We start from the raw sequence: 14,426 nt of genomic DNA on the forward strand, positions 1-14,426 counted from the left end.
TGGCTTCAGGTGGCGACTGCCTGATTACGCAAGCGCCAGGCCATGATCAGCCACACGACCGTCACACCTGCGAACTTCGAGCCCATGGCGGTGAGGATCACGGCCGGAGTGAAGGCATCGATCATGCCGAAGAAGATGAAGGTGTCCAGCGGGATGCTCAGCGCCGAACTTATCCACAGGCGATCATGCAATGGACGCTTGGTAATGCTGAACACCAGCCAGTCGATGCACTCGGACACGGCAAATGCGATGGCGCTGGCCAGGGCGATGGACGGGTCGGAAGTGACGTAGGACAGTACTAACGCCACCAGCATCGCCGCGATCGCGCCGTGACCGAACCGGGTTTGCACCATGTCGCGCAGCACAAACACCAGCCCACCCCAGGCCGACCAGATAATGTCCAGGTGCGGGGCGCTGGAAAAAGCGTAATTGATCAGCACGACGCTGCTGATGTAGGCGATCAGGAAGAGCATGGGGCGGGAGGATACCTGTCAATTTGACGCACAGGGTACTTCAGGGATGCGACGGGGCCAAGGAGGTGGTGCCTGTGATGGCCTCTTCGCGAGCAAGCCCGCTCCCACATTGATTCGGTGTCGATCACAAACGGTGTGGGCAACATCAATCAAATGTGGGAGCGGGCTTGCTCGCGAAAAAGTGCGCAGCACTTTCAAGGCATCACTCAAACGCCCGGCTTCTGCCCGATCATCCAGATCAACCCACTCGACTTCGCCCGCTCATGACACAACCCCAACACCTTGCGCCGTTCTGTGTTGTCCATCCGGCTCCAGCGGGTGATTTCTTCCACGGTGCGCTGACACCCGGTGCAAATGTCATCCTCATCCAGCGCACAAATGTTCACGCACGGCGATGGGACCGGTCGCTCGATGGTGCTCATTCTTCCTGCTCGACCAGATCGCGGGCATAACGCTGCGAGTTATGCACATAGTGGGCGGCGCTGGCTTCGAGCATTTTCTTTTGCGGCTCGGTCAATTCGCGTACGACCTTGCCCGGTGAGCCCATGACCAGCGAACCGTCCGGAATTTCCTTGCCCTCACCGATCAGCGAATTGGCGCCGATGATGCAGTTCTTGCCGATTTTCGCGCCGTTGAGGATCACCGCGTTGATGCCGATCAGGCTGTAATCGCCCACCGTGCAGCCGTGGAGCATCGCGTTGTGGCCGATGGTCACGCCGGTGCCGATGGTCAGCGGGTAGCCCATGTCGGTGTGCATCACGGTGCCGTCCTGCACGTTGCTGTTCTTGCCGATCAGGATCAACTCGTTGTCGCCACGCAACACGGCGTTGAACCAGACATTGGCGCCCTCTTCCAGTTTGACCTTGCCCACCAGCACGGCATTGGGTGCGACCCAGCTCTGCGGATGGGTGTCGACACGGGCGTCGCCCAGGCGGTATTTCATCGTATTGTCCTCAAGGCCAGGCAGGCTCACTAGCGAAAGCAGGATTCACGCCATGCGAACGATGGCTTCAGGTTTTGATAAAACTCTTGGGTGGTTGATGCAGGCTGATTTTCGCGTCATAGAGCAGGTTGATCAACTCGACGATCATGATCGCCGTCAGCCCCCAGATCTTGTACTCGCCATAACGGTAGCTCGGCACGTACCAACTGTGGCCCTGATAGTCGATGCGGTGGGTGTGCTCGCGCGGGTCCTTGCGGAAGAACTCCAGCGGCACGCTGAACACCGCGGCGATCTCGGCATCGTTGGCCTGGTACTCGACGAAATCCGGGATCACGCCGACAAAGGGCGTGACCTTGATGCCGTGCAGGGAGATCAGTGGGCTCAGCGGGCCGATCACTTCGACCAGCCCAGGCGGCAGGCCGATTTCTTCTTCGGCTTCGCGCAGGGCGGTAAAAATCAGATCGGGGTCTTCGGGGTCGCGTCGACCGCCGGGGAAAGCAACTTCGCCGCCATGGGTCGAAAGCCCGCTGGCGCGAAGGGTCAGGACCAATTCCGGTTCGTCACTGCGTGTGATGGGCAACAATACCGCGGCTTCGGGGAAACGTCGGTCGGTTTCCAGCGTACGCGGCGTGTGATTGCTTACCCGGTGCAGTAGCTCGTCCAGCATGAGTCTTCTCGATCTGTGCCTTACCCTGCATCATGCACCAATCGCATCGGCCGCCCAAGCCCCGAACAGCCTCATGTCGCGAAACGACAACTTGCCGACCGACACCGCCGCACGCCAAGATAGGCGCAGCATTCAGGAACCCAAGCATGAAATTTTGCAGCCAATGCGGCAACCCGGTAACCCAGCGCATTCCCGAAGGCGATTCGCGCCTGCGTTTTGTCTGCGACAGCTGTCATACCATCCATTACCAGAACCCCAATATCGTCGCCGGTTGCGTGCCGACCTGGGGTTCGAAGGTGTTGCTGTGCCGTCGCGCCATCGAGCCACGGCTCGGTTACTGGACCCTGCCCGCCGGCTTCATGGAAAACGGTGAGACCATCGAACAGGCCGCCATTCGCGAGACCGCCGAAGAGGCCTGCGCCCGGGTGCGCAACCTGAATATCTATACGTTGATCGACGTGCCGCACATCAGCCAGGTGCATGTATTCTTTCGCGCCGAACTGGTGGACCTGGATTTTTCCGCGGGTCCCGAGAGCCTGGAAGTGCAACTGTTCGAAGAAGCCGACATCCCTTGGGGCGAACTGGCTTTCCGCACGGTGGGCCGTACCTTAGAATGCTTCTTCGCTGACCGGCAGTCCGAGGTCTACCCCGTGCGGTCCGAATCGATCCCGCCGCTCGTCCAGCCTGCCATCATTTAAAGCTCCTACACATAAAAGCAGCTATAAAATAAATAATCGCGACACCTCTTAGGGATATTGTTCCAATGCGCTGGTTGCTTGCCGTTTTTTGCTTATCGTTCGTCGCTGTCACCCAGGCTTCCTCCACGGAAACGCTGGACGGCCGAGTCATCGAAAAAGTTCTGGTTCTCAAATCAGCCCATCAATTGCAATTGATCAATGACGGCAAGCCGATCAAGACCTATCGCATTTCCCTGGGCAAACGCCCCAAGGGGCCGAAGCTGATGGAGGGCGACAAACGCACCCCCGAAGGCTTTTATTGGGTGGACTGGCGCAAGATCAGCGACCGTTTCAACCTGTCGATGCACATCTCCTACCCCAACATCAGCGACGCCGCCCGTGCCCGGCGCGAAGGCGTCGAGCCTGGCGGCATGATCATGATCCACGGCACCCCGGATACCGAAGACAACCCCGAAGACCTGTTCCACACCCTGGACTGGACCGACGGCTGTATCGCCATGCGCAACATGGACATGCGCGAAGTCTGGGGTCTGGTGCCGGACGGCACGATGATCGAGATTCGCCCGTAACGGCTACCTTCAATTCAAGGCTGGCTAGAAGCTTCTGTGGCGAGGGAGCTTACTCCCGCTGGGCTGCGAAGCGGCCCCAAAGTTCTATCTGAAACCGCATTCGCTAATCGAGGGCCGCTTCGCGCCCCAGCGGGAGCAAGCTCCCTCGCCACAGAAGCATCGCCTTACTTTCCATCCATGCTCTGGCCGCTTCCTTCGGGCGGCATCGAAAAATAAATTCAAAAGATCGCAGCCTTCCGGCAGCGCCTACAGGGGAATCAGCTTCAATCCAAAGAGGTCCAAACTGACAGCGCCGTCAGTTACCAGTCACTCTCCTGACGGGCTAACAGGTTTATAAAGGAAGGTATAAACCTGACAAAAACTCCGACCACTCTGCCCGGCGCCCCGCTCGCATGCGAATTCAGAAAAAAACCGCCCTGTTCGCCGCCCTTCTGATCACCCTGGCAGCGCTGGGCGTGTGGTACGCCACCAAACCCGCCACGACCAAAATGGCCGCCCCCACCGCCATTCCCGTGCGAGTGGTCAGCGTCGCCGAAAAAGACGTGCCCCGCTACATCAGCGGTATCGGCTCGGTGCTGTCGTTACACAGCGTGGTCGTACGTCCGCAGATCGACGGCATCCTCACCAAACTGCTGGTCAAGGAAGGCCAACTGGTGAACAAAGGTGATCTGCTGGCCACCATCGACGACCGCTCGATCCGCGCCAGCCTCGACCAGGCCCGGGCGCAACTGGGTGAAAGTCAGGCGCAACTGCAAGTGGCTCAGGTCAACCTCAAACGCTACAAACTGCTGAGCGTTGACGACGGCGTGTCCAAGCAGACCTACGATCAGCAACAAGCCCTGGTCAACCAACTCAAAGCCACTACCCAAGGCAATCAGGCATCGATCGACGCCGCTCTGGTGCAGCTTTCCTACACACAGATTCGCTCCCCGGTCACCGGTCGCATCGGTATTCGCACGGTGGACGAAGGCAACTTCCTGCGCATGACCGACACTCAAGGCCTGTTCACGGTGACCCAGATCGACCCGATCGCTGTGGAATTTTCCCTACCGCAGCAAATGCTGCCGACCCTGCAGGGCCTGATCAACGATCCACAACACACTCCGGTCAAGGCTTACATCGGTGCCGACACCGACGGCGAAACCGGCAATCTGCTGGGCGAAGGTCACCTGACCCTGATCGACAACCAGATCAACGCCAATACCGGGACCATCCGCGCCAAGGCCGAATTCGCCAACCCCGCACAGAAACTCTGGCCGGGCCTGCTGGTAACGGTAAAGATTCAGACAGCGCTGGATAAAAATGCGCTGGTGGTGCCGCCCACCGTCGTACAACGTGGCCTCGATCAACATTTCGTCTACCGGGTCAATGGCGACAAGGTCGAAGCCGTTCAGGTGCAGATGGTTTATCAAGGCAGCGGCCAGGACATCATCAAAGGCGTGAAACCGGGCGATGTGCTGGTCAGCGACGGCCAGTCACGGCTCAAACCTGGTTCGACCGTGCAGGTAGTGACCGACCCACCGCAAGTGGTGCAATCGGAGCCGAAACCATGAAGGGCCATGGCTCGATTTCCGCGTGGTGCATCGATCATCCGGTGGGGACGGTCCTGCTGACCTTTGCCTTGGTGCTGCTCGGTGTCATCGCCTTCCCGCGACTGCCGATTGCGCCGCTGCCGGAAGCGGAATTCCCGACCATCCAGGTGGCCGCGCAACTGCCCGGTGCCAATCCCGAAACCATGGCCTCGTCGGTGGCTACGCCGCTTGAAGTGCAATTCAGCGCCATCCCCGGCGTGACCCAGATGACCTCGAGCAGCGCCCTGGGCTCGACCATTCTGACCCTGCAATTCACCCTCGACAAAAGCATCGACACCGCCGCGCAGGAAGTCCAGGCCGCGATCAACACCGCCGCCGGCAAACTGCCCAAAGACATGCCGAACCTGCCGAACTGGAGGAAGGTCAACCCGGCCGACAGCCCGGTGCTGATCCTCAGCATCAACTCGCCGCAAATGCCCGGCACCGAGGTCAGTGACCTGGTGGAAACCCTGCTCGCCCGTCAGATCAGCCAGATCGACGGCGTAGGCAATATCAACATCACCGGTCAGCAACGTCCGGCGATTCGCGTGCAGGCGTCGGCGGACAAACTCGCCGCCATTGGCCTGACCCTGGCGGACATTCGCCTGGCGATCCAGCAGACCAGCCTCAACCTGGCCAAAGGTGCGTTGTACGGCGAGTCGAGCATTTCGACCTTGTCCACCAACGATCAATTGTTCCACCCCCAGGAGTACGGTCAGCTGATTGTTTCCTACAAGGACGGCGCACCGGTTCATCTCAAGGATGTGGCCAAAGTCGTCAACGGTTCGGAAGACGCCTACATCCAGGCTTGGGCTGATGGTCAGCCGGGGGTGAACCTGGTGATTTTCCGGCAACCGGGGGCCAACATCGTCGAAACCGTCGACCGCATTCAGGCGGCACTGCCCACGCTGACGGCCATGCTGCCGGCCTCGGTGCAGGTCAAGGTGTTGATCGACCGCACCCAGACCATCCGTGCTTCGTTGCATGAAGTGGAAGTCACCCTGCTGATCGCTATCCTGCTGGTGGTGGCGGTGATGGCGCTGTTCCTGCGGCAGTTGTCGGCGACCCTGATCGTGGCATCGGTGCTCGGTGTGTCGCTGATCGCCAGTTTTGCCCTGATGTACATCATGGGCTTCAGCCTGAATAACCTGACGCTGGTGGCGATCGTGGTGTCCGTCGGGTTTGTGGTGGACGATGCGATTGTGGTGGTGGAAAACATTCACCGCCATCTGGAGGCCGGCGACGGTATGCGCGAGGCGGCTATCAAAGGCGCCGGCGAGATCGGTTTTACCGTGGTCTCGATCAGCTTCTCGCTGGTGGCGGCGTTCATTCCGCTGCTGTTCATGGGCGGCGTGGTCGGGCGGCTATTCAAGGAATTCGCCCTGACCGCCACCTCGACCATCATGATTTCCGTGGTGGTCTCCCTGACGGTGGCACCGACTCTGGCCGCGCTATTCATGCGCGCGCCGGTGCATCACGCCCATGGCAAACCGGGTTTCGGCGAACGCTTGCTGGCGCTGTATGAGAAAGGTCTGCGCCGCGCCCTCGCCCATCAGAAATTGATGATCGGCGTATTCGGCCTGTCCCTCGGCCTGGCGGTCGCCGGGTACATTTTCATTCCGAAGGGTTTCTTCCCGGTGCAGGACACTGGTTTCGTCCTCGGCACCACCGAAGCAGCGGCGGACATTTCCTACGGCGACATGGTGAAAAAACACCTGGCGATGGCCGAGATCGTCGCCGCCGATCCCGCTGTCGAGACGTTCTCCCATTCGGTCGGCGTTTCGGGCAGCAACCAGACTATTGCCAACGGACGCTTCTGGATTTCGCTGAAAAAACGCGGCGACCGTGACGTGTCCGCGAGCCAGTTCATCGACCGGATTCGCCCGCAACTGATGAAAGTCCCGGGCATCGTGCTGTACCTGCGCGCCGGGCAAGACATCAACCTCAGCTCCGGCCCGAGCCGTGCGCAGTACCAATACGTGCTCAAGAGCAACGACGGGGCACTCCTGAGCACCTGGACCCAACGCCTGACGGAAAAACTGCGCAGCAACCCGGCGTTCCGCGACATTTCCAACGACCTGCAACTGGGCGGCAGCATCACCCACATCAGCATCGACCGCAGCGCAGCGGCGCGTTTCGGCCTGACCGCCAGCGATGTCGACGAAGCGCTGTACGACGCCTTCGGCCAGCGGCAGATCAACGAATTCCAGACCCAGACCAACCAGTACAACGTGATTCTGGAGCTGGACACCAAACAACGCGGCAAGGCCGAAAGCCTCAACTATTTCTACCTGCGTTCGCCGCTGAGCGGGGAAATGGTGCCGCTGTCGGCCCTGGCGAAATTCGATGCGCCAACCATCGGCCCGTTGTCCATCGCTCACGATGGGATGTTCCCGGCGGCCAACTTGTCGTTCAACCTGGCGCCCGGCGTCGCGTTGGGCGATGCGGTGATCCTGCTCAATCAGGCCAAGACCGACATCGGCATGCCGGCGGCCATCAGCGGTAATTTCCAGGGCGCGGCCCAGGCGTTCCAGAGTTCGCTGGCCAGCCAGCCGTGGCTGATTCTGGCGGCGTTGGTGGCGGTGTATATCATTCTTGGCGTGCTTTACGAGAGCTTCGTGCACCCGCTGACGATCATCTCGACCCTGCCTTCGGCGGGACTCGGGGCGGTGATCATGCTGTGGATCTGTGGCCAGGACTTTTCAATCATGGCGCTGATCGGGCTGGTGCTGCTGATCGGCATCGTCAAGAAGAACGGCATTCTGATGATCGACTTCGCGCTGGACGCCCAGCGCAACCGTGACTTGCCGCCGGAAGAGGCGATCTATGAGGCGTGTATGACGCGGTTCCGGCCGATCATCATGACCACCCTCGCCGCCCTGCTCGGCGCCCTGCCGTTGATGCTCGGCTACGGCACCGGCGCCGAACTGCGCCAGCCATTGGGCATCGCGGTGGTCGGCGGCTTGCTGGTGAGCCAAGCGCTGACGCTGTTCACCACGCCAGTCATATACTTGTGGCTGGAGCGATTATTCCATCGACCCAAATCAACACCGCTGCCGGCGCTGGTGACCACAGACTGAGGCGGGGTCATGCGCGTTCTGAAAAAGCCGCGGCCACCGCGCAAGCCAGTTTACGACTGCTTCGCAACCGAACGCGGCGATGCGGCGTTCCGACAAGCCCCCTTGCCATAAAAAAGCCAGACCACCCGACAGGGTAATTATCGACTACCCGCCGAATGTCTTCTAAGCTCCAATTAGCAAAAGGCCATCATGTTTTGCTGGCCTTTTTTTTAATCCGGCATTTATATAGGCGCTCTGGACGCGACCGGTTTCTGGGACTCTGCCCGATTTTTGTAAAAGAATTTTCATAACGTCTTATTTTGCAGAAGTCAGAACCATGAGTGTGAGCAGTGCGAAATCTCAATATCCGATCCGTTCGACACGATCGGAGCGGCTTTTGGTTCTCAGCAGTTTGTTGTTGGTGATTGCGATACTGAGCATCGTGACCTTCCTGCTGATCCGTGAACGCGCCAACGCCGAATTGTCCGCCACTCGCGCCGCCAACAATATCGTGCAATTGATCGATGCCGACGTGCTGCGCAATGTCGAACTCTATGATGTGTCCCTGCTGGGCTTGATCGCTGCCTCCCAGCGAGAAGACCTCAAGAGCGTTTCTCCAGCCATTCGCCATCTGGCCTATTTCGATCGCGCCACCGCCGCGCCGTACAAGGGCAACATTTTATTGCTCGACAACAAGGGCGACGTAATCGCCGACTCGGCCTCGGTGGAGCCCAGGCAGGGCAACTATGCCGACCGCGAATACTTCCAGTCTCACGTGAACAACCCGGACCCGGGCATGTTCATCAGTCCCCCCTTCAGAGCCAGGGCGCCCGAACAGGATTGGCGTATCAGTTTCAGCCGCCGGGTGAGCGGCTCCCAAGGTGAGTTCCTGGGCGTGGCCGAAGCCGCCATGCGGTTGAGTTACTTCGATCAGTTGTTCAACAGTTTGAGCATCGGTCGTGACAGTACGGTCAATCTGATCAGCAAGGACGGGACTCTTCTGGCCCAGCAACCACGCCTGGCCGAAGAGCTGATCGGCAAGAACTTCAGTAACCGCCCCAACTTCCAGCGTATCGTCAAGGAAGGCAACGGCAGCTTCACCAGCATGTCCGATCGATACCATGACAAGCGCTTGTACACCTTCTCCAAGGTCGGGAACTTGCCGTTGATCGTCATCGTTGCGCTGTCCAGTGATGAGGTCTTTGCGGCCTGGAAGCGCACTGCGGTGGTGGTCAGCTTTGCGACCATTGCTCTGTGCGTGAGCCTGTTGTGGCTGACGTGGTTGCTCTGCCGGGAATTGCGTCGGCGCCAAAGTGCAGAGCTGGAACTGGCACAACTGGCCGCCACCGACCCTTTGACCGGACTGGCCAACCGCCGAAGCCTGGATCACGCCCTGCGCCATGAATGGTTTCGCGCCCAACGTTCCGGCCTGCCATTGTCGGTGCTGATGATCGATGTCGATCACTTCAAGGCGTTCAACGATCGCCATGGCCATCAGGGCGGCGACGATGCCTTGCGTTGGGTGGCCAAGGTGATCGGCACCCATGTTCGACGGCCGGCGGACCTGGTCGCCCGTTACGGTGGCGAGGAGTTTTCGGTAATCCTGGCTGAAACCGACAGCGTCGGCGCGCAACAGATTGCCGACAACATCCGTGCGGCGGTGGAGCAGTTGCCGCTGGTGGGAGGCGATAAGACACCGATTACTGTCAGTATCGGTATCAGCACCTGGACGACGGCGACCGACATCAGCCTGGAGCAGTTGTTGTTTGCGGCGGACAAGGCGCTGTATCAGGCCAAGGAAAACGGGCGGAATCGGGTGGTCGCTGCGGATTGATCGTTCCCACGCTCCGCGTGGGAATGCCTCCCCGGACGCTCCGCGTCCGTTTTGGCAGGACGCGGAGCGTCCCGAGCTGCATTCCCACGCAGAGCGTGGGAACGATCATACGATCATAAAAAAAGGCCACCCGAAGGTAGCCTTTAAAAAACTAGAGAGGTTTTTTGCTTACACGGCCGCAACAGGACGCATGTAAGAGATCGGTGCAGTGCTGGCGTCTTCGAAAGTCACGACTTCCCAGGCATCTGTCTGCTCAATCAACTTGCGCAGCAGCTGGTTGTTCAATGCATGTCCGGACTTGAAGCCCTTGAACTCACCAATCAGGCTATTGCCCAGCAGGTAGAGGTCACCAATTGCATCGAGGATCTTGTGCTTCACGAATTCGTCTTCATAGCGAAGGCCGTCTTCGTTCAGTACACCATCCGCGTCGACCACAATAGCGTTTTCAACGCTGCCGCCGAGTGCGAGGTTGTGCTTGCGCAGGTACTCGATGTCACTCATGAAACCAAAGGTACGGGCGCGGCTGACTTCTTTTACGAACGAAGTACTGGAAAAATCCACGCTTGCACTTTGTGTGCGGTCACGGAAAACCGGGTGATCGAAATCGATCTCGAAGCTCACTTTGAAACCTTCGAAAGGGACGAAAGTGGCGCGCTTGTCGCCGTCTTCCACTGTCACTTCCCGCAGGATCCGGATGAACTTCTTGGCAGCGTCCTGTTCTTCCAGGCCAGCCGATTGAATCAGGAATACGAAGGGTCCAGCGCTACCATCCATGATCGGGACTTCGGACGCGGAGAGCTCGACGTAGGCGTTATCGATGCCCAGGCCAGCCATGGCCGAGAGCAGGTGCTCCACCGTGTCCACTTTGACGTCACCGTTAACAAGCGTGGTCGACATAGTGGTTTCGCCAACGTTTTCCGCACGGGCAGGAATCTGCACCACAGGGTCGAGGTCAGCACGACAAAACACAATGCCGGTGTCGACGGGCGCTGGCTTGAGGGTCAGATAGACCTTCTCCCCGGAGTGCAGGCCGACACCTGTGGCACGGATAATATTCTTCAGGGTGCGTTGTTTTATCATGGCATGGGCCGCTTCAGCGCAAATTGCGAACTGGTATCAACAAAGGCTGGCGATGATAGCAGACCAGACCTTTGCTGAACACCAATCACCCTAATACCCCTGATACATTTCATCAATCGGCCTGACGACGCAGGAAAGCCGGGATGTCCAGGTAGTCCAGGTCATCGTGCGGGTTCATCTTCGCGGCAGTCGCAGCACCGGCCTGAGCCTGGTTGCGCATGACGGTCGGACGATCCAGGTCACGGTAGTTCACCGCAGGCTGTTCTTGACGAACAGGGGCTTGTTGTTGTGGCTGGGAGGCCATCGAGGTGTGAACGGTATTGTCGATGACCTTCACAGGCTTCTCGATTTTAGCGCCTAAACCGGTGGCAACAACAGTCACGTGCAGCTCATCGCGCATATCTGGATCGATAACGGTACCAACCTTGACCATCGCGTGCTCGGAAGCGAAGGCTTCGATGATGCTACCCACGTCGGAGTACTCACCCAGGGACAGGTCAGGACCGGCGGTGATGTTCACCAGGATACCGCGTGCGCCTTGCAGGTTCACGTCTTCGAGCAACGGGTTGCGAATGGCCGCTTCGGTGGCCTCACGTGCACGGTTCGGACCGCTGGCGCAGCCAGTGCCCATCATCGCCATGCCCATTTCGCTCATCACGGTACGCACGTCGGCAAAGTCGACGTTGATCATGCCCGGACGCTTGATGATGTCGGAGATACCGCGAACGGCACCGGCCAGTACATCGTCGGCCTTGGCGAAAGCCGACAGCAGGCTGGCGTCTTTACCGAGGATGGTCAGCAGCTTCTCGTTGGGAATGGTGATCAACGAGTCGACGCTTTCAGACAGCAGACGAATACCTTCGTCGGCGAGCTGCATGCGCTTGCGGCCTTCGAACGGGAACGGACGGGTCACCACCGCAACGGTGAGGATCCCCATTTCCTTGGCCACTTCGGCAATGATCGGCGCAGCACCGGTACCGGTACCACCGCCCATGCCGGTGGTGATGAACACCATGTTGGTGCCCTGCAGGACTTCGGCAATGCGCTCACGATCTTCGAGAGCGGCCTGACGACCTACTTCAGGGTTGGCGCCGGCACCCAGACCTTTGGTCACGCCGGTACCCAGTTGCAGGATGGTCCGCGCGCTGATGCTCTTCAGCGCCTGGGCATCAGTGTTGGCGCAGATGAACTCAACGCCTTCAATGTTGCTCTTGACCATGTGATTGACAGCGTTGCCGCCGCCACCGCCAACACCGATAACTTTAATTACCGGGCTTGCGGGGATGTTGTCTACGAGTTCGAACATTTTCCCTCTCCTTACGTTCTCTAGTTTTTTTCGCCTACTGCGTTTTGCTGCTTTACCACTTGTCGCTTGAAACTGCTTCGTTAGAAGTTGCCTTGTACCCAGCTCTTGATGCGATCGAGCAAGGCGGCTTTCGGTTCGTCATTGCTGTAACTGTCGCGGCTGCCGATGCCGGAGAACGAAACCCCGTCGGACTGCTTCTGCAGGCCGTACATCAACAGGCCTACGCCGGTGGAATAGATCGGGTTGCGGACCACATCGTCCAGGCCCTTGACGCCATGGGGCACGCCCAGGCGAACAGGCATATGGAAGATTTCCTCGGCCAGCTCAGTCGCGCCTTCCATCTTCGATGTACCGCCGGTCAGCACGATGCCGGCCGGGATCAGGTCTTCGTAGCCGCTGCGACGCAATTCGGCCTGGATCAGGGTGAACAGCTCGTCGTAACGCGGCTCGACCACTTCGGCCAAGGCCTGACGGGACAGCTCGCGCGGCGGACGGTCGCCGACGCTCGGCACCTTGATGGTTTCACCGGCACCGGCCAGTTTGGCCAGGGCGCAGGCGTAGCGGATCTTGATTTCTTCGGCGTACTGGGTCGGGGTGCGCAGCGCCATGGCGATGTCGTTGGTCACCTGATCGCCCGCAATCGGGATCACCGCGGTATGGCGAATCGCACCTTCGGTGAAGATCGCGATGTCGGTGGTACCGCCGCCGATGTCCACCAGGCATACGCCCAGTTCTTTCTCATCGTCGGTCAGGACCGAGTAGGCCGAGGCCAACTGCTCGAGAATGATGTCGTCGATTTCCAGGCCGCAGCGGCGCACGCATTTTTCAATGTTCTGTGCGGCGTTGACCGCGCAGGTGACCACGTGAACCTTGGCTTCCAGACGCACGCCGGACATGCCCAGCGGCTCGCGAACGCCTTCCTGGTTATCGATCACGTAATCCTGCGGCAGGGTGTGCAGCACACGCTGGTCAGCCGGGATCGCCACGGCCTGGGCAGCGTCGAGAACACGCTCAAGGTCGGCGGAGCTGACTTCGCGATCACGAATCGCCACGATGCCGTGGGAATTCAGGCTGCGGATGTGATTGCCGGCCACGCCGACGAACGCCGAGTGGATCCGGCAACCGGCCATCAGCTGCGCTTCTTCGATAGCGCGCTGGATCGACTGGACGGTGGACTCGATGTTCACCACTACGCCTTTTTTCAGGCCGCGGGACGGATGAGTACCGATCCCGACGATTTCGAGCGTGCCGTCGTCCGCGACCTCGCCTACCAGCGCCACCACCTTGGAGGTGCCGATATCGAGACCGACGATCATTTTGCCGCTTTGCACGTTTGCCATGGGTCCTGCCTCTTCTTAATTCTTCGCGACAGCGGGTTGGGCTGTCGTGGGCGCTACAGGTTCCCGCCAGCCAACGGCGAGGCCGTTGGCGTAGCGCAGATCGATGCGCGCAATGTTCGTAATCTGCTCTTTGAGCGTCTTGTCATAGATGGCAATGAAGCGGCGCATCCTTTCCACCAGCTTGCCGCGTCCCAGCAGCAGTTCGATTCCCGGGCCCGCGCTGCCGGCGCCGGTGGTCAGGAACCAGCTGCCTCGTTCACGCAACTCCAGGCGTGCAATCGAGAAGCCCAACGGTCTGAGCATCTGGCTCAGCACCTGGTATTGCTGCATCACTTGCTGCTGGGCCCGCTGCGGGCCGAACAGCTGTGGCAAGTGTTCGTAGTTCGCCAGCTCGCGCGGGGTGAACGCCTGCCCCTGGTTGTTCAACAGCGACTCATCGCCCCACCGGGCCACCGGCAGTTGTTCTTCCAGGCGAATCACTACTTGATCCGGCCATACCCGACGCACTTCGGCGTGGGCAATCCATGGCATCGTTTCAAGCTCGGTACGCATGCTCTCCAGGTCAATGGTGAAGAAGCTCGACGCCACGTACGGGGCGATCCGCTGCTGCACCGCTTGCTGGCTGATGTAACTCAAGTCGCCCTGCACCGCGATCTTGGTGATCGGCCGGTCGGCGTACGGCAGCAAACGCTGTGCGCCTTCATAAGTGCCGAACCCCAGCGCGACCAGCAGCACGGGCCAGAACAGGCTTCTCAGAAAACCAAAGTTGGCTTTCGGCAGGCGCGCGGACATCGGCTCTTTGGCCACCATTCGGCTGGCACCCCGCGGCACCGGCTTGCGGCCGGGTGCGGAGGGCTGATGTCTAAGCTGTGCGCCTTGCATCGTC

At 59.7% G+C, this 14,426-nt stretch carries 13 protein-coding genes; 5 read left to right on the forward strand and 8 right to left on the reverse strand.

The window, feature by feature from the left end:
* Positions 1–5: 5 nt before the first annotated feature.
* The 4 genes from IC37_RS04410 to IC37_RS04425 all read right to left on the reverse strand — a co-directional run bounded on the left by IC37_RS04410 (position 6) and on the right by IC37_RS04425 (position 2,083).
* Positions 6–473 (reverse strand): VUT family protein, encoded by a 468-nt coding sequence (locus IC37_RS04410; protein WP_030129834.1) that lies wholly within the window; start codon positions 471–473, stop codon positions 6–8.
* Positions 474–679: 206 nt separating this feature from the next.
* Positions 680–895 (reverse strand): DUF1289 domain-containing protein, encoded by a 216-nt coding sequence (locus IC37_RS04415; protein ID WP_030129833.1) that lies wholly within the window; start codon positions 893–895, stop codon positions 680–682.
* Positions 892–1,416, reverse strand: coding sequence for a gamma carbonic anhydrase family protein (locus IC37_RS04420; protein ID WP_003221962.1), 525 nt, complete (start codon positions 1,414–1,416; stop codon positions 892–894). The genes IC37_RS04415 and IC37_RS04420 overlap by 4 nt, the downstream gene beginning before the upstream one ends.
* A gap of 67 nt (positions 1,417–1,483) precedes the next feature.
* On the reverse strand, positions 1,484–2,083 hold the full coding sequence (locus tag IC37_RS04425; RefSeq protein WP_030129832.1) for a CoA pyrophosphatase: 600 nt from the start codon (positions 2,081–2,083) through the stop codon (positions 1,484–1,486).
* Between the two features lie 146 nt (positions 2,084–2,229).
* Between IC37_RS04425 and IC37_RS04430 the strand changes: the two genes are divergently transcribed.
* The 5 genes from IC37_RS04430 to IC37_RS04450 all read left to right on the forward strand — a co-directional run bounded on the left by IC37_RS04430 (position 2,230) and on the right by IC37_RS04450 (position 9,814).
* On the forward strand, positions 2,230–2,781 hold the full coding sequence (locus tag IC37_RS04430; RefSeq protein WP_030129831.1) for an NUDIX hydrolase: 552 nt from the start codon (positions 2,230–2,232) through the stop codon (positions 2,779–2,781).
* A 65-nt stretch (positions 2,782–2,846) separates the two neighbouring features.
* A complete protein-coding gene (locus tag IC37_RS04435; RefSeq protein WP_030129830.1) occupies positions 2,847–3,350 on the forward strand; it encodes a murein L,D-transpeptidase family protein in 504 nt (167 codons plus the stop codon).
* Positions 3,351–3,742: 392 nt separating this feature from the next.
* Positions 3,743–4,903 carry an efflux RND transporter periplasmic adaptor subunit gene (locus IC37_RS04440; RefSeq protein WP_030129829.1) on the forward strand — a complete coding sequence of 387 codons (1,161 nt, stop codon included), beginning with the start codon at positions 3,743–3,745 and terminating at the stop codon, positions 4,901–4,903.
* Entirely contained in the window at positions 4,900–8,001 is a 3,102-nt protein-coding gene (locus tag IC37_RS04445) for a multidrug efflux RND transporter permease subunit (protein ID WP_030129828.1), read from the forward strand. Before IC37_RS04440 ends, IC37_RS04445 begins: the two co-directional genes overlap by 4 nt.
* 316 nt (positions 8,002–8,317) lie before the next feature.
* Positions 8,318–9,814: a sensor domain-containing diguanylate cyclase gene (locus tag IC37_RS04450; protein ID WP_030129827.1), complete on the forward strand. Its 1,497-nt coding sequence runs from the start codon at positions 8,318–8,320 to the stop codon at positions 9,812–9,814.
* 168 nt (positions 9,815–9,982) lie between these two features.
* Here IC37_RS04450 and lpxC read toward each other — a convergent pair whose 3' ends face one another.
* The 4 genes from lpxC to IC37_RS04470 all read right to left on the reverse strand — a co-directional run bounded on the left by lpxC (position 9,983) and on the right by IC37_RS04470 (position 14,422).
* Positions 9,983–10,894, reverse strand: a complete 912-nt coding sequence (lpxC, locus tag IC37_RS04455) for a UDP-3-O-acyl-N-acetylglucosamine deacetylase (protein WP_007939852.1) — start codon at positions 10,892–10,894, stop codon at positions 9,983–9,985.
* 112 nt (positions 10,895–11,006) lie between these two features.
* The gene (gene ftsZ / locus IC37_RS04460; protein ID WP_030129826.1) at positions 11,007–12,200 is read right to left on the reverse strand and encodes a cell division protein FtsZ; all 1,194 of its coding nucleotides are present in this window, start codon (positions 12,198–12,200) and stop codon (positions 11,007–11,009) included.
* Positions 12,201–12,280: 80 nt separating this feature from the next.
* Positions 12,281–13,540: a cell division protein FtsA gene (gene ftsA, locus IC37_RS04465; protein ID WP_030129825.1), complete on the reverse strand. Its 1,260-nt coding sequence runs from the start codon at positions 13,538–13,540 to the stop codon at positions 12,281–12,283.
* Positions 13,541–13,555: 15 nt separating this feature from the next.
* The gene (locus tag IC37_RS04470; RefSeq protein ID WP_030129824.1) at positions 13,556–14,422 is read right to left on the reverse strand and encodes a cell division protein FtsQ/DivIB; all 867 of its coding nucleotides are present in this window, start codon (positions 14,420–14,422) and stop codon (positions 13,556–13,558) included.
* Positions 14,423–14,426: the final 4 nt, after the last annotated feature.

Source organism: Pseudomonas sp. QTF5 (genome assembly GCF_000512695.2).
Taxonomy (GTDB): Bacteria; Pseudomonadota; Gammaproteobacteria; order Pseudomonadales; family Pseudomonadaceae; genus Aquipseudomonas.